General features: G+C 58.1%; 23 protein-coding genes and 3 pseudogenes. 10 read left to right on the plus strand and 16 right to left on the minus strand.

Features of this window, described 5'->3' with window-relative positions:
• Positions 1–81: 81 nt before the first annotated feature.
• Together tnpB and tnpA are read right to left on the minus strand one after the other, a co-directional pair.
• Positions 82–201, minus strand: a pseudogene (tnpB, locus tag JN302_RS33745) (IS66 family insertion sequence element accessory protein TnpB); the annotation flags it as partial.
• A pseudogene (gene tnpA, locus JN302_RS33750) lies at positions 198–664 on the minus strand (IS66-like element accessory protein TnpA). The pseudogenes tnpB and tnpA, both read right to left, overlap by 4 nt.
• Positions 665–681: 17 nt before the next feature.
• Here tnpA and JN302_RS33755 point away from each other — a divergent pair.
• Complete coding sequence (locus tag JN302_RS33755; protein WP_202330509.1) at positions 682–1,179, plus strand: autoinducer binding domain-containing protein; 498 nt, start codon at positions 682–684, stop codon at positions 1,177–1,179.
• A complete protein-coding gene (locus JN302_RS33760; protein WP_202330510.1) occupies positions 1,154–1,285 on the plus strand; it encodes a helix-turn-helix transcriptional regulator in 132 nt (43 codons plus the stop codon). Before JN302_RS33755 ends, JN302_RS33760 begins: the two co-directional genes overlap by 26 nt.
• 525 nt (positions 1,286–1,810) lie before the next feature.
• Here the strand turns inward: JN302_RS33760 and JN302_RS33765 are convergent.
• The gene (locus JN302_RS33765; protein ID WP_202330511.1) at positions 1,811–2,653 is read right to left on the minus strand and encodes a 2OG-Fe(II)-dependent halogenase WelO5 family protein; all 843 of its coding nucleotides are present in this window, start codon (positions 2,651–2,653) and stop codon (positions 1,811–1,813) included.
• Positions 2,643–3,902 carry a diaminobutyrate--2-oxoglutarate transaminase gene (ectB, locus tag JN302_RS33770; protein WP_202330512.1) on the minus strand — a complete coding sequence of 420 codons (1,260 nt, stop codon included), beginning with the start codon at positions 3,900–3,902 and terminating at the stop codon, positions 2,643–2,645. Before ectB ends, JN302_RS33765 begins: the two co-directional genes overlap by 11 nt.
• Before the next feature lie 1,001 nt (positions 3,903–4,903).
• Here ectB and JN302_RS33775 point away from each other — a divergent pair.
• The 8 genes from JN302_RS33775 to JN302_RS33810 all read left to right on the plus strand — a co-directional run bounded on the left by JN302_RS33775 (position 4,904) and on the right by JN302_RS33810 (position 9,731).
• Positions 4,904–5,224: a HesB/IscA family protein gene (locus JN302_RS33775; protein ID WP_202330513.1), complete on the plus strand. Its 321-nt coding sequence runs from the start codon at positions 4,904–4,906 to the stop codon at positions 5,222–5,224.
• A 26-nt stretch (positions 5,225–5,250) separates the two neighbouring features.
• The gene (locus tag JN302_RS33780) at positions 5,251–5,712 is read left to right on the plus strand and encodes an iron-sulfur cluster assembly scaffold protein (RefSeq protein ID WP_202330514.1); all 462 of its coding nucleotides are present in this window, start codon (positions 5,251–5,253) and stop codon (positions 5,710–5,712) included.
• 236 nt (positions 5,713–5,948) lie between these two features.
• Positions 5,949–6,584, plus strand: coding sequence for a 7-carboxy-7-deazaguanine synthase (gene queE / locus JN302_RS33785; RefSeq protein WP_202330515.1), 636 nt, complete (start codon positions 5,949–5,951; stop codon positions 6,582–6,584).
• Positions 6,581–6,934, plus strand: coding sequence for a 6-carboxytetrahydropterin synthase QueD (gene queD / locus JN302_RS33790; RefSeq protein ID WP_202324305.1), 354 nt, complete (start codon positions 6,581–6,583; stop codon positions 6,932–6,934). The genes queE and queD overlap by 4 nt, the downstream gene beginning before the upstream one ends.
• A gap of 4 nt (positions 6,935–6,938) precedes the next feature.
• Positions 6,939–7,676, plus strand: a complete 738-nt coding sequence (gene queC / locus JN302_RS33795; RefSeq protein WP_202296260.1) for a 7-cyano-7-deazaguanine synthase QueC — start codon at positions 6,939–6,941, stop codon at positions 7,674–7,676.
• Positions 7,673–7,900 (plus strand): hypothetical protein, encoded by a 228-nt coding sequence (locus JN302_RS33800; protein WP_202324307.1) that lies wholly within the window; start codon positions 7,673–7,675, stop codon positions 7,898–7,900. Before queC ends, JN302_RS33800 begins: the two co-directional genes overlap by 4 nt.
• A 2-nt stretch (positions 7,901–7,902) precedes the next feature.
• Positions 7,903–8,355 carry a hypothetical protein gene (locus JN302_RS33805; RefSeq protein ID WP_202324309.1) on the plus strand — a complete coding sequence of 151 codons (453 nt, stop codon included), beginning with the start codon at positions 7,903–7,905 and terminating at the stop codon, positions 8,353–8,355.
• Positions 8,356–8,690: 335 nt separating this feature from the next.
• Entirely contained in the window at positions 8,691–9,731 is a 1,041-nt protein-coding gene (locus JN302_RS33810; protein ID WP_202324311.1) for a LacI family DNA-binding transcriptional regulator, read from the plus strand.
• Positions 9,732–9,763: 32 nt separating this feature from the next.
• Here the strand turns inward: JN302_RS33810 and JN302_RS33815 are convergent, their stop codons facing one another.
• From JN302_RS33815 to JN302_RS33870, 12 genes and pseudogenes are all read right to left on the minus strand, one after another.
• Positions 9,764–10,135, minus strand: a complete 372-nt coding sequence (locus tag JN302_RS33815) for a helix-turn-helix domain-containing protein (RefSeq protein WP_244846089.1) — start codon at positions 10,133–10,135, stop codon at positions 9,764–9,766.
• A 160-nt stretch (positions 10,136–10,295) separates the two neighbouring features.
• A complete protein-coding gene (locus tag JN302_RS33820; RefSeq protein ID WP_244730592.1) occupies positions 10,296–10,547 on the minus strand; it encodes a type II toxin-antitoxin system RelE/ParE family toxin in 252 nt (83 codons plus the stop codon).
• 358 nt (positions 10,548–10,905) lie between these two features.
• Positions 10,906–10,992 (minus strand): annotated as a pseudogene (locus JN302_RS33825) (ATP-binding protein); the annotation flags it as partial.
• 1,079 nt (positions 10,993–12,071) lie between these two features.
• A complete protein-coding gene (locus tag JN302_RS33830; protein WP_202330516.1) occupies positions 12,072–13,085 on the minus strand; it encodes a 1-aminocyclopropane-1-carboxylate deaminase in 1,014 nt (337 codons plus the stop codon).
• A gap of 401 nt (positions 13,086–13,486) precedes the next feature.
• Positions 13,487–14,476: a S8/S53 family peptidase gene (locus JN302_RS33835; RefSeq protein ID WP_244846737.1), complete on the minus strand. Its 990-nt coding sequence runs from the start codon at positions 14,474–14,476 to the stop codon at positions 13,487–13,489.
• A gap of 34 nt (positions 14,477–14,510) precedes the next feature.
• A complete protein-coding gene (locus JN302_RS33840) occupies positions 14,511–15,107 on the minus strand; it encodes a hypothetical protein (RefSeq protein ID WP_202334539.1) in 597 nt (198 codons plus the stop codon).
• Between the two features lie 1,715 nt (positions 15,108–16,822).
• Positions 16,823–17,137, minus strand: coding sequence for an exopolysaccharide production repressor protein (locus JN302_RS33845; protein ID WP_202330517.1), 315 nt, complete (start codon positions 17,135–17,137; stop codon positions 16,823–16,825).
• 37 nt (positions 17,138–17,174) lie between these two features.
• Positions 17,175–17,492, minus strand: a complete 318-nt coding sequence (gene fdxB / locus JN302_RS33850) for a ferredoxin III, nif-specific (RefSeq protein WP_096453666.1) — start codon at positions 17,490–17,492, stop codon at positions 17,175–17,177.
• Complete coding sequence (locus JN302_RS33855) at positions 17,489–17,692, minus strand: CCE_0567 family metalloprotein (protein ID WP_027033222.1); 204 nt, start codon at positions 17,690–17,692, stop codon at positions 17,489–17,491. The genes fdxB and JN302_RS33855 overlap by 4 nt, the downstream gene beginning before the upstream one ends.
• A gap of 1,498 nt (positions 17,693–19,190) precedes the next feature.
• The gene (locus JN302_RS33860) at positions 19,191–21,191 is read right to left on the minus strand and encodes a class I tRNA ligase family protein (RefSeq protein ID WP_202330518.1); all 2,001 of its coding nucleotides are present in this window, start codon (positions 21,189–21,191) and stop codon (positions 19,191–19,193) included.
• Positions 21,192–21,518: 327 nt separating this feature from the next.
• Positions 21,519–22,298: a phytanoyl-CoA dioxygenase family protein gene (locus JN302_RS33865; RefSeq protein WP_202330519.1), complete on the minus strand. Its 780-nt coding sequence runs from the start codon at positions 22,296–22,298 to the stop codon at positions 21,519–21,521.
• Positions 22,299–23,062: 764 nt separating this feature from the next.
• Positions 23,063–24,367 (minus strand): SidA/IucD/PvdA family monooxygenase, encoded by a 1,305-nt coding sequence (locus JN302_RS33870; protein WP_202334540.1) that lies wholly within the window; start codon positions 24,365–24,367, stop codon positions 23,063–23,065.
• Positions 24,368–26,078 lie beyond the last annotated feature (1,711 nt).

Consider the following 26,078-nt stretch of genomic DNA (forward strand, 5'->3'; position numbering starts at 1 on the left):
TATGTGGCGGAGGAAGCCAGATTTGGCAGACCCCGGCTGGCGCCAGGACGGCTCCGCCACAAAATCTCACCCGATGCATAAATAGGGATCGGCCGCAAGCGCTGATGCCACCAAAGCCACCAGGCCATTCATGCCGCGCCGGAAGTCGACAGGCTGCGTCGCCACCATGATCTTCACGCCATTCGGCGAAAGTCCGATCACCGGCGTCCTCGCAACGCCGCCACCATCGCTTGCGCCAACTCGGGCGCCACCGAGCCGATCACGGTCATGCGCGCCCCGGCAATCTCAATCTCAATTCGACCGGCGGCAAGGGGCGCGACATCCGACGCCGAGCTCTGGTGAGCCGCTCGACCAACCACCGTCACCGGCACGAACATCGCCTGCTGAGCGCAGGCTCTCTCGGATCGTCGAGAGGTCAGCCCGGCATCACGGCGCCAGACGTTGAGTAATCCTCGATTGACGCCCCAGCGCCGGGCGACGGCCGAGATGTTCACGTCGGGTTCTGTGCTTTCGGCGAGGATCCGCGCCTTCTCTTCGTCGGTCCAATTCCGCCGCTGGCGTCGACCGGTGATCACCTCGATCCGACGATACTTTCCCTCAGCCTGCCTTCATGCATGCCTTCATCCATGACTCCAAGCATGGCACCAGCGCGATCTCCAACCACCCGTTCCACTCCTGTCGATGACGGAGCTTATCTCGCGGTCTCAATCAGCAAAGAAAAGGTGGGCTGTTCGTCGCGCTCACGAATGGCAGAAGCGTTATTTCGAAATGGGATATGACAGGATAGATCCGATCATCAAAGCAAGTCGAGCGCGAGCAGGCGCTTTTCGGTGGAGCGAGGTGTACAACGACGTAAGCACGACTGAAGACGAACGGCGCGTTTTTGACGAGGCTGCGACGTTTGGCCTAAGATCAGGCATTAGCGTTCCATTGCACGGCCCGGGCGGCAGCTTTGCGATCATGAGCTTTGCCCAAGCCCGAGATGGTGAATTCCAAAATCGAAGAATCACGTACTTGCAACTAGCGGCGTTGCATTTCCATCTCAGAGTCACAAAGTTCGCCAATTCGAGCGGCATCGAGGAGACCCCTGACCTTTCTCCAAGACAAAAGGGAATGCATCCGATGGGCGGCGAAAGGGAAATCGTCGTGGGAAATGGGGCAGATTTTAGGAATATCTGAAAATACTGTTAATTTTCATATAAAAAACGTAATGCGAAAAATGGACACTACGAGCAAAACAACCGCGGCTATAAAAGCGCTGACGTTGGGAATAATCGAATTGTAAAAATGACATCGAGAATGTCATCCGAAAAAGTTATGCCAACGTCACGATATGGCTGTGCGGAGAAATTTATTCCGACAATTTTGCCTTTTTACGATGGTCAGCGGTGCTCACTGCACCCTGTAGGCGACCTATCAATCTGTGAAATATCCGTTGCCTCCATCACCGATTTGTTCTGTTGCTTTTGCCTTGCTCAACATCATATCGCGATGAGTGTTCGGCTCCGCACCGGGAACAATGGAGCGCTGAGAACTGCCGAAATTCAGGAAACGTCCGGCAACAATAGTCTGTGCCTGTATCTGTTGAGCAGCGCAAAGAACTTCATTATATCACCTGCGCAATAGGCAGTGACGCAGACAGATAATTAGCAATCGTTTGGGAGACCGGCAGCATCTGAAGCGTCCCAGGGACTTCATGATAGTGCCGGTCTTTGGATCAGCCCGAGGGCTGTTACTACGAGACCTCCCCCGTTGCCACAGATGTGATACTTCACTGTCCGAGGTCGGTCAGTCGCGGTGAGATTCAACTTCAAGTCCACCAGAGAACAAGATCCGGCCGCGCAAACCCGAAAAAGCAATTCAGCAGCACGCGACGCTTTCCTTTGCCTGATTGACCGGTAACCCCATGAACGAAACCGCCGTCAAGTAGCGCGATATCCCCGGCCTTGAGCTGGATTTCGCGACTAGGCACGGCCTCGAGATAAGCTGCCGAATAGGGATATCCCGTGGTCTCCACACCCTGCGACTTTCGGTCGTCAACTGTTGGCTTGTGGCTCCAGAGCCGCAGATTGCCGCCTTCCTCGGACATACTGGGGTAGAAGTTGAGCGCGGCGACGGTATTGTGCGCCACCGCAGAGAGCTCGTAGTCGTTCCCAGCACGTAGCACTTGAGCGACATCGTCGTGGGGGTCCAAGGAAAATGTGCCGCTGCCGGTCCAACTGAGAGCCCGACAAACGTTAGCCTGACCGTGTTCTGAACGCGCCAACCGCAATTCAATGCCTTGTTTGTGAAGCTCGCGCTTCAATGCGTCGAATACGGCTCGGACCGGGTCAACTAAATTGCCAAAAAGGGCGTCAACGTGCGGCCGCGCATTTTCCGCCTCCTTGAAATAGGTGGCCGCATCCTTCCTGTAGTGGGATGCACCGACATATTGTCCGGGGACGCCATCTTTGCGCTCGTTGAGTCCGGGACTGCCAAAAAACTTCGCGGTGATCTCCTCGGCTATTTCGGTGCTGAAAGCTTGCTTGATGTGCAGAGCCGTGATCTCACCTTTCAGGACTGAGATGATCTCCGCAGTGCTGATCGTGCCGGTTCGTTCTTTGATCGTAAGAGGCGAGATGGCCGGCGTTTGAGCTACTTGGTTAGTCGCCATTGGTTTTCTCCTGTAGTGCGTGATCGAGGATGGCAATGCCGTGATCGAGTTCGTCATCCGAGATGGTTATCGGCGGAAGGACTTTGATGACGTCGCGATTTGGCCCCGAGGATTCGATCAGCAGGCCGTTTTCGAACGCGACATCGTGCACACGGCCAACAACGGCCTGTGAACGGCACTTGAGGCCGGCCATCAGACCACGGCCGCGCTTTTGTTCGATGCACTTGGGGAATTTCGCAACGAGGCGATCAAGGTGTTCTTGCAGTTTGACGGCCGTCCGCTCGACGGCTGTAGTAAATTGCCTATCGGACCACATTGTGCACATGGCAGCTGAAGTCACGAAGGCGAGGTTATTGCCTCTGAAGGTCCCGCTATGTTCTCCCGGATTCCATATGTCCATGTCAGGGCGAATCAGAACTATGGACAACGGATTACCTGAACCGCTCAGCGATTTCGAAAGACACACGATGTCGGGTTCGATCTTGGCGAACTCGAACGAGAAGAAATCGCCCGTTCGTCCCGAACCTGCCTGAATGTCATCGACGATGAAAACAACGTCGTGCTTACGGCAAATGCGCTGAATTTCTGCAAGCCATGGTGCGGATGCGGTGTTCATGCCGCCTTCTGCCTGGATGGGCTCCAGGATGATTGCGGCCGGCTTTTCGATCCCGCTGCCTGGGTCGCCCAACACGTGATCAATGTAACTCGCGGAATCGAAAGTTTGGTTCGGATAATTCTCGTAAGGGACTCGGATCACATCGTGGCGAGCAACGCCGCCAAGCTGTCTGGTTGACGCTGAACCCGACACCGCCAAGGAGCCGAGCGACATGCCATGGTACGAATTTGTGAAGGCCATGACACTCGAGCGGCCGGTATATTTTCGCGCCAGCGCCAACGCCGCTTCGTTAGCGTTTGTCCCGGTCGGCCCAGGAAACTGTATCTTGTAGGACAGGCCCCGGGGCTTCAGGATCGACTCGACGAACACTTCGATGAAATCACGCTTTGCAGCTGTATACATATCAAGCGACAAAACAATATTTTTATCGGCGAGATATTTAATTGCCGGCGCCATAATATCTGGATTGTTATGACCGTAGTTGAGCGCGCCGGAGCCTACAAGGAAATCGATATAGGGCTTGCCGGCCTCGTCCCAGATTGTCGCCCCAAGGGACTTTGTAAAGACTGTGGGAAACGATCGCCCATAGCGACGAACGTTAGACTCGTAAGCTTCGAAAATGTCGATATCCATTAAACGGCCTCTCTGTATGCGGCTCGCGGTCAACGCTGCTGGTTCTGTGTTCACACATTCCAAACCATTGAGTTAGACGATTAGCTACGGCCAATCTCGGACTTAAAGCGAACGTATCATGGTCAGCGACTTGCATTCGCAAAGAGTCTGTAAACTTGTTTGACGAATCTGTTGCAACGCTTTGGATAGCGATAGCGTGACAGTCAGTACCCGCCTTGCGGCAGCGCTATCGGCGGCGTTGTTGGCGGGGCCACTGACATAGCCGCACCGGTTTTTCCACATGACTGCAACCACGATGCTTGTATTTCTCTACCTCGGCCGTGACGGGATCCTTGCCGACGAGTGGCTGTGACAAATGGCGATTTCTCTCCTTCGATGTGACGGCGAGACCGGTGCTCGCCGAGTTTCGTTTTGGATCGCGGACGAGCGAGACCGCGATTCGCGACAGAACTGGAACTGACCGCGGCCTCTAATCGTGGCCGTGGCCGCCGTGGCGGTGATTGCGCTTTTCCCTGAGCGGCGCGCTGGCCTACCTCCTGGCTTCACGGCATTTACAATGCCTCAGTCGGCCCTTGCGAGGTGACGGCCGCACTGCAGGCCACGGGCCGAGCACGCGAGTGGCGTTCGGCATCTACGAGCCGACGCAGATTCAACGGCACCTGCTTTGAGAAGGCGCGATCGATGCGGCTGTCGACCACCCGGTGTTCGCCATCGCACCGTGTGGTGACGATGGCGCGGCTTTTGGAGCGCAGCACGACTTAAGAGTTCCCACCCTTACACTGGTCAACATTCATATGATCGAAAACGAAGGCTCAGGCGACGACACTGGCGGTGTGTCCAATGCCGCTTCGTACGCAACGTTTCACTCTGTCCGACATCCGACAATTGTTGGATGTGAGACGGGGCGCCAAATCCGCTAACCCGGTGTTTTAATCCAATCTTCCTCTCTGGCACGCTCTGTGCAGCGTGCCTTTCGAACGCATCAGCTAGAAAATAGTCCCATGATCACACTCACTGAAAACGCCGTCGCCGCCGTCAAGGCCGCGCTTTCCCGCGCCGACGAGCCGGCGGAAGGCTTTCGTATCATGGTCGAGGCGGGCGGCTGCGCCGGCCTCAAATACCGGATGGGTCTGGAAAGCGTCTCGCGCGAGGGGGATGCCGTCATGGAGACGGACGGGGTCAAGCTGTTCGTCGACGCAAGCTCCCAGCCCCATCTCGCCGGCATGACCGTTGACTTCGTCACGGACCTGGAGTCCTCGGGCTTTGTCTTCGACAATCCCAATGCGCGGGACAAATGCGCCTGCGGCAAGTCCTTCGGCTAGCCGCCATCACGACAAGGATCGGCGCCGTGCGGGATAATACCGACAACGTCTGCCTCTTCAGCGACAAGCTCTATTTCATCAACCCGCACAATGTCGGCGCTTTGGACACCCCCAATGCGGCCGGCGAGGTCGGCGCCGTCGCCTGCGGCGACGGGCTTAAATTGATAATGGGTTTCGACCCCAAGACCGAGACGATTACTGCCGCAACGTTACAGACCTTCGGCCGCGGCTCGGCCATAACCGCTTCCTCGACATTTACCGAATTCATCGTCGGCAAGACCATCGATGAAGCCCTTCAGATCACCGATCAGGACATGGCGGATTTTCTCGACGCCCTGCCGCCGCACACGACCTACTCATCGCTCGACCGCCTCATCCTGGAGCGCGGCTTGCGGCTGATGAGCGAGTTCTTCCGTGCTGTGAGGCAGGCTTTCGAGGAGACACCAGGATTCTCACGCCTCGTCGTCGTCAAGGCATCATCGCCATGACCGGCGTGATAGCGGCGTTTCTCGAGGTGATAGGCTTCAAGGAGGGGGAAGCCCTTCCCCGCAGCCTCCGCCCGCTGAAACCTAATTCTGCGAGGAGTTCGAGCGAGTGGGTTTTCGGTAACGAGCCTCGACGGTGGAACGCGCTGCAAAACGTGCAGTGGGACATTTCCCACCTTTTGCCGCGTCTCGTAAGCCTGCAGAGATGCTCCTTTGCTCAGTCGAAGGCCGCTTAAGCAATGTCATATGCGGTCAAGGAAATTTTCTACACCCTTCAAGGTGAAGGACGAAAAGCCGGGCGGGCCGCCGTATTTTGTCGTTTCGCCGGCTGTAACCTTTGGTCGGGACGTGAAGACGACCGGGCAAAAGCATTCTGCGGATTCTGCGACACCGATTTCGTTGGGGTAGATGGCCCCAGTGGCGGACATTTTGACACCGCACGGCAGCTTGCGTTGGCGATCGAACAAGCCTGGCGCGGGTCGGGAACTGGGCAGCGTCTCGTCGTGCTCACCGGAGGAGAACCCCTCCTCCAGATCGATGAAGAACTCCTGGAAGCGCTGCATTCCTTGGCGTTTGAAATTGCCGTGGAGACCAACGGGACCATTCCCACACCCGCCGGCATCGACTGGCTGTGCGTCAGTCCGAAATGCAATGCTCGCCTCGTGGTCATGGCAGGGGACGAGCTAAAGCTTGTATATCCTCAGATTGGCGCGGAGCCTGAACATTTCGAAGTTCTCGCGTTTGAACACCTTTTGCTTCAGCCGATGGATGGGCCCGAGCGCGAGGCGAATACGGCCGCCGCAGTGGCCTATTGTCTTGCCAACCCACGTTGGCGCTTGAGCCTTCAAACCCACAAATTTCTCGGGATCCCATGAAAATTACGCAAGCTTTCACCTTCGAGGCAGCGCACTGTCTTCCGCGCGTGCCAAAGACACATCGCTGCCACCGCATGCATGGCCACTCATACCGTGTGGAACTGCGTCTGGAAGGGCCCGTCGATCCAGACACGGGCTTTGTCATCGATTTCTTCGATGTCGAGGCTGTCTTCGGACCGCTTCTGCAACGTCTCGACCATCAGCATCTGAATGAGGTTGAGGGTCTCGGCAATCCGACAGCGGAAAACATTGCGGTCTGGATCTGGAACCAAACCAAGCCGCTTCTTGGCCAAATGTGCTCGGTATCGGTCTATGAGACGCCGCTGTGCTGGGCTGAATACGAGGGTTGACCCGATGCAACGAGATCCGGGAACCGCACTCGTCCTTTTCTCCGGCGGCCAGGATTCGACAACCTGCCTGGCTTGGGCGCTGGAGAACTTCGAGCGCGTCGAGACAATCGGCTTCGACTATGGGCAGCGGCATCGGATCGAGCTCGATGTGCGGCCTTACCTGATCGAGCGCATTCGAACAGACTTTCCGGCCTGGCGTGGTCGACTGGGCGAGGACCACATGATTGACATGGCCGTACTCGGCCAAATCAGTGATACCGCGCTCACGCGCGACGTCGAGATCGCACTGAACGCGAACGGCATAACAAATACCTTCGTGCCTGGCCGCAACCTTCTGTTCCTCGGCTTTGCGGCCGCGATAGCTTACCGGATGGGCGCGAATCACCTCGTAATCGGCGTGTCCGAGACGGATCGTTTCAGCTACCCGGATTGTCGAGATGACGCAGTTAAGGCGATGCAACTTGCCCTGAACCTTGGAATGGAAACGCGTTTCGTCATTCACACACCCCTCACGCAGTGTGACAAGGCGCAGACCTGGGCGCTGGCGGATTGGCTGGGCGGCGAGGCGCTGGTGAAGCTCATCTGCGAAGGAAGCCACACCTGCTATAGCGGAGACCGCGAGCATAGACATAGCTGGGGTTTCGGTTGCGGTACTTGCGTCGAGTGTAATCTTCGCGCAGCAGGATGGGAGCAATTCCGATCCTGCAAAGAGGCACCCGTGACCGCCCATGAAATGACGTGAGCGCCAAGATCCAGGCTGACGGTGGCAATCTGTTCCATAGATCGTTTCCTTCTCTTTGTGATGTTCAGCACGACCAGGTACGCGCCTTCGATGCCGTTTCGAAGGGCTGTTCCATACCATCGACTTTGATGATCTTCGCCGTTCGCATGGTGCTGTTTCGTGGGGGAGTTCAGCACCACGGCGAGCAGGCTGCGGTTGTTATCCTTGATCCCGGTCGGATTTGATCGTGGAGCGTACTGCCAAGAAAAAAGGGGGAGGTTGTGGTTTCGACGAGAGGCAGTTGATGCCCGAGCCTGCCCTTATGTGGAGGATCGTCCATGCAGTCCATCACCAGCATGGCCGCACCACTGGCATCATTGAACGAAGAATGACGACCTCATCGGCAATCGATGCCAGCGCCTGCGTGAGCTGGCACGGGCGCAGACGCCTGCGGCGACGCGATGTTGCGGATATCCCTCCCCTGGCCCCGCCTCGGGCCAATCAAAGGATTCCTGATAGCGCCTTCGATCTGGCAATGCTCGTGCGTTCAGTGAATGCGCGCGCCGCCTTGATGGCGATCATCACAGCCTCAGTGTCGATTGACGAAATGGATCTGCTCGACCGCCGGAAGACAATCGAGCAGGTAGCCCAGCAAGGTCGACTCATGTGCCGTCGAATTGAAAGGCGGCTGCCGTCATGAAGGATACGCGCGACCGCATCAAGCGCCGGGGCAAAGCCCCCCAATGAATCAGAATGGCGAAAGTATTGATTGAGGTCCAGAAAGCAGCGCCCATTGATGTCACACAGATTGGCGCCTTCGCGTTGCAGCGCGCGACGCGGCTTCGGATCGCACAGCCGCGGCGCGGGTGGCGCCATCGGAAAAAACCGGGCTCCGATTGGGCGTCAGGCTGCGCGGAGATTCGTGCAATATGTCAGGCCTCCCTCGAAGAATCCGGAGACCTACGCCTCTTTCGCCGGTGACATGGCATTTGCACTTCGAAGGCGTCATTCACGAATCACATATGGAGGCGGCTGATGAACAGGCCAACGATCGCCGATCTGGCGAAAGCCGCGGGCGTAAGTGTTTCCACGGTCAATAGGCTCTTGCACGGAACTGGCACACTGCGACCGCAGACGGCCGACCTCGTCCTGAGCGCAGCGCAGCAGATCGGCTTCCGCAGTTCGGGGCCGCTGCACGAACGCAGGCGGGACAATCTCCCGCATCGGCGCTTGAGCTTTCTCATGCAGCAATCAAACCGGCCGCTCTGTCAGATCTGGGCCGAGGCGCTTCTCAGTGCCTGCGCGCGACGCACAGATGCGGTTATTGAGCCAGACGTTCTGTTCGAGGACGACCCTTCCCCCGAAGCGGTTGCTGCCAATCTGCTCAAGATAGGCGGAAGCGCCAATGCAATCGCGGTGATCTCGGCCGATCACCCGCTCGTCGGCCAGGCGATTGACGAGTTGCGCGTCAAGGGCGTTCCGGTGATCGCCTACGTCACCGACCTGTCCGCCGCCAGCCGGGCCGGCTTTGTGGGAACCGACAACTGGAAGGCCGGCCGCACCGCCGCATGGTTTATCAGCCAGACGTCCGGTCGGCCCGGCAAGGTCTTTCCTCTCATCGGCAGCAACCGTTATCAGTTCCAAGACATCTCGGATGCGAGCTTTCGCTCCTACATGCGCGAGCACGCGCCCGAGTTCCATGTCAGCGAAACCCTCCTGACCCATGAGACGCCGAGTAACGCCTATGCAGTCGTTCGCAGGCTGATAGCGGAGGAGCCGGAGCTCAGGGGCATCTTCGTCAATGGCGGCGGCATTTCCGGCGTTCTGCGTGCTATGCGCGAGCTCGCTGCGGAGCAGCAGTGCAAAATCCGGGTCGTCTGCCGCGACATCGGGCCCGAGACACGCAAGGAATTGAGGGAAGGCTTGATTACTGCTTCCTTGTGCCATCCCGTCGACAGGATGCCTGAAGAACTCATCGACGTAATGCTGCGAATGATCGAACGCACGGACACACGGCTAATCGAACAGCGGATTGTTCCGTTCGAGATTCTCACGCCAGAGAGCATTTGGACTTAAGAATCGGAAGAGCCATCGTCGTCCGGATAAGGTCATCCGTGCCGCTGCGAAGCGAACCGCTTCGTGGAGTAAAACTGGGGCGCAAAGGGCAGCTCGGCACTCATGATCCTCGTAGCAACCGAAATAGGCCAGGAGGACGAGGAGATAGAAATCCCCGAGGAAGACGATCTTGTCGAGAGCTGGACCCACGCTTGCGCCAATGACCAGGCTGCATCGGCCGTCGGCGCCGATTTGCGCTGCTTGTGGCGCACCACAACGTCCACCTTATAAGCGCGTCGACCGAGGCAGCTCACCGGGCGATCTATAGAGAACTTGTCTGTTCGCCCCGTGACTATCGCAGATATGTCGAGCTGTTTCATAACAAGCAATTGAGCCGATTTCGCCTGAGTGAGGCGCCGACGCACAATGATGGCGCGGATCTCACGGGCGAGCTTGGCTTTCGGGGCAATTCCTCTTCGGAATTATCAAAGCCCAAATCCGCAAACACGTTGCCGCTGGTCATTTCGCCGGTGATTCTTCAGTCATGACTGTGTTCCTTTGCCATAGTTTTCGCGATCGTGCGTCTCAGCCACCTTCAATCGCTGTAACGAGATCGACTTCGCACTTGGGCGTGTCCCTGCCCTTCTTCTGGAAGCAAAGATGCAGATCACACCAGCGAAGCGACGGCATGGACGGGCGATAAGTATCCCCGTCTAAGTCGTCGACCACCGCAAGGATTCGGCCGCCAAATCCCTTGAGGGCATTGACCGCCAGATGCTGCTCGCGATTTTGGGCGTCGTTGATTGCAACACCCATCACGATGCAGACATCGACCAATCTGACTCCGCTCAGCCACTGAAAAGAAAAGATTCGGGTCAAACAGCCGTTTTCGCCAAGTGATCCTGTTTTCCTATGAACGCATTTTGGACTGCACGGGCCGTTCCAGCTCGGCGCAAAACCCTCTCAGATACCCGTCAATCGCGCTCTGCAAATGCACCCAGTAGAGCACTTTGGCGGTGCTACATCGATAATGAGCCCAGTTTTGCTTTTTTTGAGAAGATGTCCCTCTTGCTTGGCCGCAGCGAATATCCCGCTAAAAAATTGGCGGCAGCGCATCGCGTTTAGCGCTCGCCGGGCGGAGCTGGTCCGGGTTGCGAAGCCCGGCGAGCGCGGATCGTCTTGGGCGATGTGTTGATCAGGCGCGGTTCTTGGAGCGCCAGGATTCATGTCCGATTTCGATGATCTCGCAATGATGCGTGAGAGGATCGAGCAGTGCGGTCGTTGTTCCGAAGTAGCCGCGCCCGCTGTCGCGGATGAGCGCCCGGGCGATGGCAAAGGCCAGATGCGACTTCCCGTTCCGGGGCCACCAATCAACACGCCATTGGACAAATGCCATCAAGGGCATCTCACCGCCGGGCGGCGGCGAACAAGAAGGAGAGGAAGTGATGGAACGCAGGCTTGATGACGTGATCGCAGCCCTCCCTGAGGAGCGTCGGGCGCGTGTCGATGCACGTTTCGAAGAGCTAAGGACGGAGGTCGAGAGCCTCGGCGATCTGCGCCGTGCGGCTGGCAAGGCCAGGCAGAGCTTGCCGCGACCCTCAAGATCAACCAGCCCTCTGTCTCGAAGATCGAGCAAGCAGGCCGATAATGCATCTGTCGACACTTAGAGCTACGTAGAGGCGATCGGGGGACAACTCGACCTCATCGTCGCCTCGCCTCGCGCGCGCCCCTCCGTATAGAGCGGCTCAGCGACGTCGTAGCCCCCAACCCCCTCCGCACATAGTGCTAAAAGAGCGCCAAGTGGAGGAACCCGCCCGAAGGCAACGCGCCGGCTGAACGCGCCGTTTCGGTCAAATTGCCGAAGGGACGACAGTCTCGTCGACGCTCGCAATAGGTATGAGCAAGCCCTCGTTAAGCCGGATACCGACTGCCCGCTGTCACGTCGCGGGGGACGCCTCTCCCTCACCCATACTGGCCCAGTTCACCGCCGCGCTGGGGGTGTCCGGCGATGTGCTCGCCGACGACGACCCGCTCGGGCACGCTTGGTCACAGCTTCCAAACCTGCTCAAGTAGATACCTCTGCGCCTGCGCGACATCTTCGGTGGCTTACAATTTATCAAATTTACGGCGATTATCGCCGCACCGCAAAATCACAAGAAAGTCAAACGGCCATGTCTTCTCCCTTCTTATGCGGCTCCAGGACACATTGAGCACAGGCAAATGCTGCCAAGCATGCCAGCACCACGACCCCACGTCGTGGCGGCAGTTAACAGCTGCCCGCTGAAGTTTGCCAACGGGCCTTCGGTCAAACTTGGCGCAGCACTGTTACGGCGGGCACAGCACGTGGAGGTCCGTCGAGCATCAGCCATTGCGAAAGGTGTAGCCATAACCGTTGATGGCCGGCGCGCCGCCGAGATGCGCGTAGAGTATCCTCGAGCCCTCTGGAAAAAAGCCTTTTTGGATGAGGTCAATCATCCCTTGCATCGATTTGCCCTCATAGACGGGATCGGTAATCATACCCTCGAGCCGCGCACACAGACGGATCGCCGCCTTGGTTTCCTCGGATGGAATGCCGTACCGCGGGTACGCGTAGTCTTCGAGCAGCACCACGTCATCCTCGACAGGTTCCGTTCCGAGCTCGACGAGGGTCGCTGTACGTCGGGCAATGCTTAGCACCTGCGCCTTGGTTTTTGCAGGCGTGGCAGAGGCATCGATACCGATCACCTTGCGCTGTCGACCGTCCTTGGCGAATCCGACGAGCATGCCGGCATGCGTTGAACCGGTGACCGTGCAAACGACCATGTAGTCGAAGCCAAACCCTAGCTGTTCCTCCTGGGCGCGCACTTCCTCCGCGAACCCCACATAGCCGAGGCCTCCATTCGGATGAACAGACGCCCCGGCCGGTATCGCATAAGGCCTGCCGCCCCTTGCCTTGACCTCATAGAGCGCTTTTTCCCAACTGTGCCGGATGCCGATGTCAAAGCCATCGTCGACCAGACGCACTTCCGCTCCCATGATCCGGCTCAAGAGAATGTTGCCGACGCGGTCGTAGACGGCATCCTCATGGGGGACCCAGCTCTCGTGAACCAGGAGACATTTCATGCCGATCTTGGCGGCAACGGCTGCAACCATCCGCGTGTGGTTGGACTGCACGCCGCCGACGGTGACCAGGGTATCGGCATCCGACGCGATCGCGTCGGGGATGATGTATTCGAGCTTGCGGAGCTTGTTTCCGCCGAACGCGAGACCGGAGTTGCAGTCCTCGCGTTTGGCGTAGATCTCCACCTTGCCGCCCAGATGCTTGCCGAGCCGGTCGAGCTTCTCAATGGGTGTGGGTCCAAAGGTGAGCGGGTAACGTTCGAATTCTTCCAGCATATTCTCTCCGGCGATGATCATTCAGCTGAAATAGCCACGCAAAACTCGTTCCATAAGCGCTGCTTGGATTGGTCGGCCGCGCTCTTCGACCTGCCGTCAGAGCCTTGGCGATTTCCAGCGCTTTCCTTGCGACTGAACGAAGCGATCCACATGTCGGCATGCTGCGATGAGGCGACCATCGCCTAGGAAACCTACGACGACACGCGGTCGGCATCTGTGTTTTTGCCAGCTTTGCGAGCGCAGCTAGACCGCCAAACCAACATACTTCGATAAAAACGCAGTGGCTCTTGTTTGCGCTTGGATCGGCAGAACCGCACAGTTGCCGAGCCGAATTCTGCGAGGCGATTTTTGTGGCGCTCAACGCCTCACAGAAGTTTCAGCTGCTCGATCGAAGTACTCGTCTACCTGATCGAAACGGGTGCCAATGCCCTCGAAAGGCTGGCCTCGCCGCGGCCGTAAGTCGCCGCGTCATAGTTGACGAGCGTGTCGGTCCTGGCTGTATCCAGCAGCTGATTGGTGATTTGTGTCGGTGTTGCGGACGTGAACTTGCTGCCAAGGATGGCGGCATAGCCAGCCACTACAGGTGCCGCGAAAGACGTTCCGGATAGCCCAATCTTGTCGCTATCGACCCCCACCGTGAGGAAGTGGTTCTGCACCTCCGAATCTGAACCGGCGTAATTCGAATAGGAGGCGAGCTTCGCCTTGTTTTCGGGAGTGCCATTGCGCTCGAGCGCACCCACAAAGATTGTCGATTGCGTTCCAGTCAGCTCAAGAGCTAGGAAATCAATATCCCCTTCGGCCGGGGTACCTACCGCTACGGATTTGTTTCCGGCTGCCTTTGTGAAGACCGCGGCACCCGCCCGGGCCGCATCGACAATCGACTGCTCGAGCCGGTACCCGCTCACTGGGTTTTCAAGGGCATAGCTCAGATTAATGACATTGAGCCCCTCCTCCAGCGTCAGCGGAACTGCTTCCAAATAGTCGAGCTCGACTATCTTTGCGCCAGGCGCCACCATGCCGGCTGCTTGAGCGATCCACTGCCCATGTTGCCGCCATTGGGGGCCATAGCCGAGATCCCCAAACTCATCCATTTCACCTGTGAAGTCGTCTGCGACAGTCACCGATACGCCGGAACCGGTATAGCCCGATGCCCATGCTTCACCAATATCCGGGCTCATCCAGCAAAAGGTCCCGTCGGCATTTTGTGGGCAGCCCGAGCTACTGCTTTCCGTGGTTGGCGTTCCGGTCGTTCCTTTACCGCTGACCCGCGCATCGAGATCACCAGCAAAACCGGGTGCCGTCAGCAGGCACATGAAAAGACCGGCAACGAGTCCTACCGGGAACAATTGTGTTTTGTGCATAATAGACTTCCTGTCTGGATTGTTCTGCATCAACGAAATGTACCGCCTATGCCTTTCCCTATCTCTAGAATTCACCCCTGAACCGGAGATCGAGTTTCAATCGGCTTGGATTGATGTTTTCCATATATTTCAACGTGTCCGCAGGCCGGAGTTGCGACGCGGCCAGACGGCAATTCACTGTCTGGAAGCCGCCGACGGCGCCATAGTCAGCCGTGCAAGGTCGTTCCGTCAGGTTCCCGCCCAAAATCGAACTGACGGTGAGAGAAAGCGTCGTGGACGGTGTCGGTCGCTTTTGCAGAATAAGGCCGAGTTTCAAACCTGGCTCGATTCGGACCTTTTCGGCATGTTGGCCGGTGCTCGCGCCCCACAGGAGACCGAAATCATCCGACAGCTGCGTCAACATTTCGAATCGCATGTCGATCCATTTGCTATGGTACCACTTGTCGAAAGACACTTTGGTACCGCCCGACAGCTCGTATCCGCCTTGTTCCAGATGGTTGGCTGCCACGGTTAGCTCCGAACCCTGGTAAATGCCGACAAGGCTGGTCTCCTGTCCGTTCGCAGTTATCGGGCTGGCGAAGAATGCCATCACGAACAGGACGTAACTCGCCGACCGTATGCACATCTGCACCCCCCCTCGTTGGATCCGCCAGCAAATCATGTGATCGACACGCGTACTGCAGTCCCTTGCCGCATGTTCAACCACACGGAGGGTCCAGCCGCAGACGCATGGCCGCCAGCGGCCAACGTGTTCATTCGCAACAAATCTGTGATCTCCCGTCCTTCAATTTCGCCCGAGCCATCTCTTCGCTCTCCCTGGCAAGCAGCTCCCGCCCTCTCAACGGAAACGAGCAAAATTCATGCCGATCTAGATGACGGCGCCATAGAAGGAATAGTATGTTTGTTTTCAGCGGCTTAGACGAAACGTCCAAGACCCCGGCCAACCAAGGCCGTGTCGTCGAACCGACAAAGCCGACACAATTGCCGGATATTGACGAAAACGCTGAGCGTGAACCCTCCCGCATGGCAACACTCCCTTCTCGCTCCAGCCATGCGCCGGAGAGCCTCGAAACGGCTTTCATTTTCCATTCGACGCAATCCTCTTCAGTCGGACATTGCGCCGCCCAATTTGAAGTTCTGTACGCGAATCGTCTGAAAAGGCATGCCCGGCAGAGACGGAGCTCCCTGCCGGGCCGGGTTCGCCTTGGGAGGCGGCGTAAGCTAGCGACTTTCGTGTCGGTGGGACCACTCAATCCGTGCGTTTTGCGCAATAACGAGCATCTGCCGTGCCAAGCCAAAAGCATTTAAAAACACCCGAGAGTCAGCTTCCTCTACGTTGCGTACCCGACATTGTCGGCTATCGGACAATGCCGAACGAGGCCTCTCGGCATCGACCTACACCTTAACCAGAGCGCACTCACCAGGCCGCTCGATGCCATTTCGACCTGGCGAACTGGTGGTGACCGGGTTTTAGCTCCGAACTGTTCGCAGGCTGACTGACAGGGCGTATGTTTACCTTCAATGCAGAGGGCGCGGCCACGAGAGACGGCGCGGCGAATGGGCGGGCAGATGATCGCGAGGATCGCCACAATCGGCATGGCCGCGCCGTAGGCCAATCACCCCTCGGCGACCTCGCGTATGTGACGCCTCAGCAAGTGAGCCGTCGAGCCCACGAAGAACGAAGGTTAGACGCGTTTTTCCGGCTTTGGCCCAGACGTAGTTCATTGAGGCACTCGAGCGCCCTCAGGCGGTGCTTCGAAAACATCGCGGGCCAGGTCGCCTCGGCACGGAGGTAAATAGGGTGCGAGATATCCGCGCGGCAGCGGGCGACAGCAGGCCCGTCGCACGACATGGCAATGCCAAGAGCTCGAGCGGCGATACGGCGATGTCGCCGAGGATGCGGACAGCAGTTCGAGGATCAACACATCCGGCAGACTGGCAAATCAGCAGCCTGATATCTGTCCACAGGGCCGCACTCCAGATCGGCGTCCACTTATTGCCTCCGCTTGCATAGGCGCGACGAGGAGCGCTCGCCGGGCGGAGCTGGTCGGGTTGCGCAGCCCGGCGAGTGCGGATTGTTTGGGCGGTGGGCGCGTCAGGCGCGGTTCTTGAAGCTCATCATACGGCTGTGGCGAAGCCGGACATGTGCCGCCTTCACACATGTTAAGTTTTCCGGCGCTTCGTTCGCCTTCGAGATGAAGCAACCCGCGTGCCGCGCGCTGCGATCGACTACCATTGCCCGGAGAACCGAAACTGCATTCCCCTGGACGGTAGAACGATGAGAATGCCGTCGCCTTCGACCTTACCAGGGAACCTGGCCTGAATAATCAAACTTCAACAAAGGGATGAATCTGAGCTCTGATCTTGTGACGGCGCTCAAGGGAGGAGCAGCGATATGCCGAGCGTTTGATTGCGCCGTGGCACATCTTGAGTTTCATTCCAATGCTCATCGTCGCTCGACCGAACTTCCTGGGACCTATCGACAAGCTCAGCTTCTTGCCCGGCTTTGCCAGCGCAGCTGGATCGCCAAATCAGAAAGAGCACACTTGCGAAATAGCCCAGCTGAAGAAGTAGCGAACAGCCCAGCGTCGTGACGACTGCTAGACGTAACGAATGCGAGGCGAAGTAAACCGTCACAGCGTTGCCGCACAGGACCAGCCCGAGGAGCCGACAAAAGATGATGAAGCGCATGCCGTCCTCCTGATTTTGTCTCGTCAAATCATGCAGCTCATGCTGCGACCTGGTCGGCCGCAAGATGGGTCTGGCAGTTCTTTGGGCAGACGCGGCCGCAGGCTCCGCAGCCAATGCAGCGGCCGGCATGGTCGACAACCATGATCATGCGATTGAGCTCACCATCGAAATCGTCGTCATCGGCGTCGCAGGCGCCAAGGATCTCACCCGCGTCATCGACGCCGTAAAGATGCATGACCTCGCGCGAGCAGACTTTGAAGCAGCGGCCGCAGCCGATACAGATCTTGCCATCGATAGCGATCAGATATTCCGGCACCCATATGGAGCCGTCGCGGCTGATGAATGTGCTCCTCATCGCAAAGTCTTCATTTTGGCAAGCTCTCTCCTGGCACCATCCAACTCGGCATAAACGGCATGCGTTTTCTCGGCGACTTCCTCTATCTCAATCCATTTGACCGGGAGACCCTCGGCAAGGTCGCGCAAGTTCGTCTTGGCAATTGCCGCGCGCAGTTGAAGCTTTCGGACTTTCTTCGCCATCTCATCCAGGTTTGACATGATCCTTCCTCGAAAATGGGTTTCTTCACGCCCGCGCCACTTCGGGATAGGCAATAGCTGCAGTCACATCGCCGACCAGTTTCGCGGCCGGTCTCCGCGAGTTTCCGGAGAGTCTCGAAGCCGAACCGGTAGACGTCTCGACAGACGTTTGATTTCTGTTGTTGACAATGTCATCACGCCTTAGCGCTCCTCGATCGCCAGCTCCGCTACGGTCTAAAACGGATCCGGATTGCCATTGAGTGGATATTCCGGCGCAGTTCCTCGGGGACAATGAAATCGGCCAGCAGCCCGGTGTCCGATTTCCGTGGAAATCCTGAGCACGGATCAGCCGCAGGAGGCATTTGACGAACGGGCGGGCACGGGCCTCGCCATCCTTGTTGACGGCAGGGCCAAGCGCTGCGTGAGACATTTCGTTTCCTCAATTTCAGGTCTCGTCCTCAACGGAGGATTTCTGCTTTCGGTTACGCTGACTTCGTGCTCGCTTACGCAGCCGACGTCCGGCCTCGCCAGGCCGATTCCACGTAAATGCTGCCCCTGTGGCCGACCTTGAACAGGTCCTGGACTGTGACGTCTTCAACGACGGGCCAAATTCGCGTCGAATATCGCCGCCGCGGCTATTCGGTTGGAAGTCTAAGGTCCGAGCCCTGACCTGCAGCAAACGGTCCACGCTGTGCTCCATGGACATAGTTACTGCGGGCGCGCCGCAGAAAATGGGCGGATTGACCAGGGTTCCATTCCACTTGTCATCCCGACACCTTGCCGGGCTGAAAGTTCGTGAGAGGTTCGCCACGCAGCCAGTCGTCCACTTTGATCAGAGGAGCCGGGGACTCTCTACGCAACATGTTGTTCTCCATTCCCACACCTTTCCTGACGTTTATACGCGAGCTGGTTCTTCTCTCAGAACGGAACACACCGGTTAGGAGACCATCAAAGTCTTGCGTGTTCTCATGCGATCAGCCCTCATTCAGTATTGCCGATCTCAACCAGCAAACGTCATGCCAGCGCTTTGTCCGCAGTAAATGCATGATTCTCCCTCGAACCTCACAAGCCCAAGACGGCCGGTTGTTTTGAACCCGACATGTTTTCTGCCGCTGTCAGCTTTTGGACACGCATTATGCGTCAGACGCTTGAGGGCGAGAACCGCTCGTCGGCCATCGTTCGCCGCCGGCGATACGCGGGCGCGCTAGGCTGACCCAGCGCCCAAACCGCATGACCTTCTTGACCGGCTGGCAATAGGTCGGAAATTCCGCGATTCCGAAAAGTCAGCGCAGTGCAGCCCACTCGGCATTTGCCGCACGAATGGCAAGCGCCCGAAAGCTGTCAATCGAGCGATCCTCCAAGGCGAGGGCCTGCGTCTCGACGATATGATTGGTTACGGCCGGCCAGTGTTCGTGTCTATGGTCTGCGAGTGGCCTTCGGCAGCCAGTGGTAGCGAGTAAAGCTTCGGCATCATCGGCTTTGATTGCCGCCCAAAACTGGTCGAAATTCCGATAGGCTATTATGCCCCTTCCTCATCGAGAACAGGAATGTCTGCTCTGGCGTAGAAGCCTAGCACGGGTCCGAGATCAAAGGTCGTTCCTGGCGCAAGGCGCCGGACGGACGTGGGCCATGTTTCGGTCGATACGCCATCGATACCTCGCGCCAGCGTGCTGGCGAATCGGGGCATCAGCGGTGCGAGTGTCTGCGCCAGGATCGCAGCGGCCGTCGTCTGAAGGGCGAGCGAAGTGCGGGTGCGGGCGGGATAGAGACGTCGCGCCGCTTCATAGTTTTGCGCCTGTCGGTAGACCACACAATCGCTCACGAAACAGCAGGCTTGCGCGGCCGCGCGCCGGACCGAAAAGCCATCGTCCGAATAGGCGCGTTCCATCGCTGCGCGATGGATCTCTATCCGAGCAAAGAAAGCACGATCGGCGGGAGCCCAGTCGCCTGCGTCGGGCACACAGCCGCCAAAGTCCTGTTTGATTTCCCCGTGCAGCGCATCAAGCCAATTCAGCCAGATTCCTTGGAACACCTCGTTCTCCGTGTGGCGTAGCGCGTCCAGCGTGAAGTTCGTCCGCTCACCTTCCGGGCGTGTCAGGCCCAAATGAAGACGTACGACATCGACTGTCTTTTGGCCCAGAACCTCTTTGCCCCAGACCGCATGGCTGCGGCTTGTCGAGAACTTCTGACCGTCGAGCAGGTAGAACTCGTTCACATGATACCGGATGCGCGGCGTCCAGTGGGAGAAGACCTCAGCATAAAGTGCCGGATAAAGCAGGGCGTGGTAGAAGGAATTATCGAAGCCGAAGAAATGGACAATTTGCCAGTCCTTGCTGGGCAGGGCCGCATTCCAGTGTCGACCGAGCGATGTAGCTAGCGTCTGGATGTTGTAAAGAAAGCCAAACGCCATCTCTGGCCAGACCCAGGTCACCTGCCCCGGGAACCCCTCGGCCGGTAGCCCCCAGTCCGACGGGTGGATGATGGGCACGGAAAAGTCGCCGCGTTGGCGTAGACGCGCGAAGAGGTCCATGATCCGAACGGGGGCGCCCGACGCCCTTAAATGCCGGTCGATATTGTCGTAGCACCGTTCCAGCGCAAGTTCGGGACGGCGCACGGAGCCGACCACCGGCGCCTCGGCCGAGTGCCGCGACCGGACTGCATCTAGGTCGTGGCATAGGTTCGGTGCGCCGCATTCCTCGCAGATGTTGCCACCAGCGGAGCTGCCGCAATCGGGGCAGAGGCCGCTTACATCCGGCTCGTAAAGGTAGTCGCCTGTCACAGCATCGAAGAGCGCAGGGCTCTGGCGCAGATCTACCGCCGTGCTGCTCAGAAGACTACGGAAACACGCGGCTTGAAACTCTGCATAAGCGCTATCGCCCAAGGTGGGGAGGAAGCTGTGGACCTCACAGTCGAGAAGCGCAAGCGTGGCTCGAATCTCGTCGGCGTAGTGGCGCGCCACCTTTCCGGGCGTCGATTGATCGGCATCGGCACGCGTGGCGACGTAGCTCTGGTAATCGTCGCTTCCAGTCAGGTGATAGGCTTCGACCCCTTTCATGCGCAGGAAACGCGTGTAGACATCGGCGCCAAGATAAGGGCCAGAAAGATGCCCCAGATGCAGATCGCCATTAGGCGTCGGCGGCGTGGAGAAGACGAAGATCGGCCCGCGGGGAATCGCGACCTGTGCAGCAGCTTCGAGGGCCGCCTTGCCGTCGCACCAGTAGACATCGACGAAGTTTAGGTTTTCGAGCCCATCGTTGTGCAGCACATGCGCTTCAAAAGGATGGAACAGAACGACATCGCCGGCTGCGACCGAGATTTCCCCAAGGTCGGTCCTGACCTTGCCCGCTCCAGACAGGACCACGAAGGCCTCGATTTCGTCGTGCCGATGGGGCTCGGATGTGACGCCTGGTGCCACCTTGCCAAATGAAAACCCGGTGCCCGCGCTTCCCGTCCCAAGCGCAGCCATGTCGATACCGAACACCCGCGACAGCTGCGTTCGAGAAAACGTGGATTTCCGCATGACGAATCTCAGCTTGTTGAAGCAGTGGTATCTTCGGCTGCCAACGCAACAGCCCCTGCTGCAAGTTGCGAAGAGAGCGGCAGCCCGACACGTTGGCCGCCTCCGTTAGAATGATCCGGCTCTGGGTGCCCAAGCGGGTGACGACGGGCGCCAGTGGGGCTTTAGACGTTACAGAAGACCCCCGGCGACACCTGCACAATCGACATACCGAAGCGTCGTAACGGACTGCTGGCGATGCTCCAGTAGCCGGCAATCAAAACCATGCTCTCCGCGCAGTTTTTGGCGGCCGATCAGTTTCGTGTGCATTCCCGCCCTGGTTCCGTGAGCTCAATCGCGATAGAAAATGCCGTTTGGGGGTTTGAGGTTGTCGAGATCGGCCACTTTGCCCTCCGGCGGATTAAGGGCGCGCTTAAGCACGTTATATTCAGCGCGGGTCGGTCCACCGGTCGAAGCACGCTGGAACACCAAGTAGAGTGTACGCCGCGAACGATTGCTTTTGTTTGGTTGTGAGTAGTGCGGTGCGTAATCGTCGAAGATGAAGATGTCGCCAGCCTTCCATACTACGGGTTCCCAGGAGAATGTTTCGGCGACCTCAGGATCAATCACCCCGCCGGCATCCATGGGAAATACCCCCTTCTTGTGGTTGCCGGGACTGAAGAAAAGGCCGCCGTTGTCCGGGTCGGAGTCGTCAATGCCTATGGCAACGACCGCATGGACCATCCGGTCGGGCAGCCTGTGTGGGATGTGATAAATGTCCTGATGCGGGCGATAGCCGCCGCTATCGGGATAGTGGAAAATCAGCAACTCCTTGAGCCTGCGCGAATCTTCGTCAAGCAAATCCTCGACCGCAGACTTTATGCGCTGATCTTCTAGGAGAAGAAGACGCAATGGGTCATGGAAGTCGAGAAAATTCTCGGCCTTGGAGATGATCTTTCGATTGTCCGTCGTTTTCTCGAACCACATGAGCCATTTATCATCGCTGACATCCCAGCGTGATATGTCTTCAACAAAGCTGGAAATACCTTCCAGAGCCGCGGGATCGAAGAACCTTTCGAGCCTGACGTATCCGTCTCTCTGCCACTTTTCTCTTTGTGCATCGGTCAACATGCGAAAAGCCTCCTGTTGGAAAGAGTGGTTGGTCAAACATTCCGGTTAGAGGCAGTCGGGCGCCGTCAGGGTGTGGGCCCACGGAGACGATACTCCACGGCATGCAGACGGCGACGCAAAGTGCGTTCCGCTCCGGGTGGATTGCAAGGCTTTGTTGTCCCTCCTCGATGGAGAGATCGCCCAGGCCCGTAAAGATCTATCGCTCCGGTACGTCTGCATAGTAGTCACGGCCGAGCATGCTGTTGATGGTGCGACCGCTCGATAAGACGACCTTTCGTGCAGCCTGACGCAACGCAAGTCGTGCGCCGCGCAAATCTTTGCGACAAGTTCCCGTTCGGGTCGGGCGATCAGGGAGGCACGTCGCTGGCATCGGGTCCATCGATGCTCCAAAAACGAGTATTGTCCGCACAAGTTCGGCGCTAGACTGCCCATCCGAGGCCAAGCCGGGTCCTCGCGTTCCCTAAGCTGGTCCCGATCACTAACCTCACCCGGTCCAGCCACCACACGCATCGCTACGGGCGGGAGGCCTCCGCTGACGGCCGACGCAGCCATGGCCGTTAGGGCCACAGGGCACTTTCGAGTGAGCGACCTTGTACGGTTTCGACGACCGTGGGGCAAATTCTCGCCCGCAGAATTAAGCGATGCGCCCATAGGTCCAAGGGCATGTTCAGTCACGATGAGTTCGGAGCGGGCTCCGGACTGCGCCGCAGCGGAGGCGGACATCATTCCTTGGATGCCACCGCCGATGATCAGTAGTCGCTGAGTCATATCCCGCTGCCCATTTCTTCGGCTACCGGGTCGGGCCAGCTCTCGACGGTGGTACGGCTGATAAAGCCAGGATGCTCAGGGTTCGCGCACGGCGCGCGCTGTAGAAGGCTGTCAAGAATGCGGCGAGCTCGCCAGGCCAGCAGGCTTAGGTTCGGATCGGCCAGCCCGCGCTGCCCGGGATTGGCGTTCTGTACGAAGATGCGTCTGTCACGCGGTCCGTCCCAGCACACCGAAAAATCCTCGTTGATGACCAACTCATTGTCGGTCTGTTGCAGCCGATCCGCCATCGGTTCCAAAAAGCTTGGCACGGCGTTCTCGTAACCGGTGGCCAGGATGACGATGTCGGCCGTGACTTCTTCGACGTCGCCCAAGCCGCGCTGCAGCGTCAAGTTGTGACCCGCGCCGGCGTTGATGCAGCGCGAAACGTTGCAACCCGGCCGCAGTGCGATGTCACATAGGTCTGGCTCAAGAAATTCGTGGCGATACAGCGCCTGGTAGACGGCGCGCAAAGTGCGATCCGAAATACCATCCGAGGCGAGCACGAAACGCCGCAGGAACAGCTTGCGCTGCGGCTCGCTCATTACTGCGAAACGATCCGAAAAACAGGGCATGAACAACTCGTTTGTGAACGGGCTGTTGTCGAGGGGCAGGTAGTTTTCGCGCTGCGAGACCCAGGTGATCGAGGCAGGCCGCCGTTCTCTTGGCCCACCGACCAAATGCAACAGCACCTCGGCTCCCGACTGGCCGCCACCAACGACGCAAACATGTTTATGTCGCACCTCAGGATGGATGTGCAGCAAATCGGATGAATGGAACAGGTTGCGTCCGATCCAGCCCTGAAATTGAAGTGGAATCCGCGCTTGCTTGCCGATGCCGACCACCAGGTCTCTTGCACCGAGAACTGCATCGTCCGTCCGCACCCGAAACTCGCCATCATAGCGTATTTCGCGCACGGTCTCGCCGCCGTGGACAAGTGGGTTTCTGCGGAACGCCCAGTTCAGGTATTGCTCGAACTCAGCCCTGAGCACAGCATCGAACTGTGCATTCAGGAAGTGATACAGACGCCCGTTCTCGTGCAAGTAGTTTATGAAGGTGTAGGCGGATCGCGGATTCACCAGCGTGACCAGATCCTTGATGTGGCTGACCTGGAGTTCTGAGGAATCGAATGCGCTGCCTGGATGCCAGCGGAAGTCGACTTGCCGATCCAAGAACAGTGCTCCGTGCCCGATTTGCTCGTGTATCTGACACGCAAGGCTCAAATTGGACGGGCCAGCACCGATCCCAATGCAAGAGAGATCCAGTTGTCTTGCTCCTACTGACCTTTCCCATACAGACGCTGTGCGCAGCGAATGTGGGCCATGGCAGTTGGGCTTGCCCTCCCCGCAGGCATCGTCGACACCGCCGGACTTGCGACAGCTTGTCCGCGCGTTCGTAGTATCGGGTGTGACGCCCGCGGATCCCGGCTCCGTGATGAGGTCGGCACTCATGCGCGTGGCTGGCATCGAGAATCCCGCCTCGATGACCCCCGCGTGGTCAGTGACATGCTTTCGCAACCTATCCCTCATTGCAATTGGGCTCAGTTGTGCGCCTCGACCGCGATGAGCCGACCTTCGGCCAGCTTGGCGACCAGCGAGGGCACGGTCATCAGTGCGGCGACAGCATTTTTCCGTGGGTTTGATCATAGAAGACATCCGCTGCTGAATTCGGGAAGTCCCCTGCATCGAACGTGCCAGAGCAAAAAGATCAGCAAAGCAACGGAAGGCATGGCTTGCGATCCTGTCGAGTATCCGACATTGAGGCCGAAACCTTGCACCGGCGCCGATTTTGCACGTAGTCGTACTTTTCGACTTCATAGCGTTGCAGGCGCTCTTGGCACTTTCCACACGGTCGACTGACCTCGGCGCCAAGTGTTCGACCACCCGAAAAGGAATTTCCGTTGCAGCTGACCATCAGGCGTCGCGCACGATCGGGCCAGCCGCGTGAGCTGGAGCGCGAGGAACGAGAAAGAAGAGAGCGCGACCGCGACGACCGGGACCGTTAGAGGACCATGTTTGATCACCGGACTACGTTTACCAGTACAGCGACCCCGAGTGACGAGCGGTTTGGCAAGCTATTTGCAGCCGTCATCTGTCGGGGTGCACTGCAGGCCGCTTATGAAACGGTGTCTGGCTGGTAGCAAAACTACGTGCAGTGGCGCGGCGAGATGATAGCTTTTTTGCCGGCTTGTGGCCGTTTTGATCGTTGCGGGCCCTTGGCGCTCGAGTCTTATGTGAAGACAGACGAACCGAATCGGAATCCGACTGCTGACGAAACAGCCGATTGTGCAATGGTGGAATTCACTTACCGAGGCTGAGCGCTCGGACTGGCTGGCCTGGGCGGATTCACCGTGCCCGCGAGGCTTGGGCAGCATACTACCTTAGGCACCGCTCGATTTACAACCTGCTGGAGTGATCCACCAAATATAGATCGCAAGGAAGAATCCGCTGGCACACGGAAAGGCTTGGGGGATGATTTGGTGAGCGGCTTACAGTCGCTCCCGGAAAGGTGGCCTGGAGCACGGCACCGGCTTCTCCGGAGATCGCCTGTTGTTAGCGCCAACCTTGCTTGAATTCTTCGATGCTGGGCGAGGCGATCTCCTTGAGAGTTCCGAACCTGCCGGTCAAAACTCGGCAAGGTCGTGAAACAGATTGAGACGCCTCGCTCTCCTTACCCCATCATGGGCGGCCGAGCGCCGACCGCGAAGAAAAGCGAGTGACCTGCGGGACGGTCCAGAAAAAGTGCAGGAGTGGCTTGACCTAAACGACCGCAATCAGAGAAGACTTTGATGTCCCTCATACCGCAGCCTTCCTCATACCAGCGGACCCAGAAGCTGGCCAAATGGCGCTCTGCCAATCCTAACAGATCAGACAACGTGACAGCGCGTAGAGTGCTGGTTGCCTTGCCGCGCGGAGGCGCCAGCGGTGTATGTCTCGCCAGTTACCTCCTGCCGCGTCAGATGGCGCTGACGCTTAA

Source organism: Mesorhizobium sp. L-8-3 (assembly GCF_016756615.1).
GTDB lineage: Bacteria > Pseudomonadota > Alphaproteobacteria > Rhizobiales > Rhizobiaceae.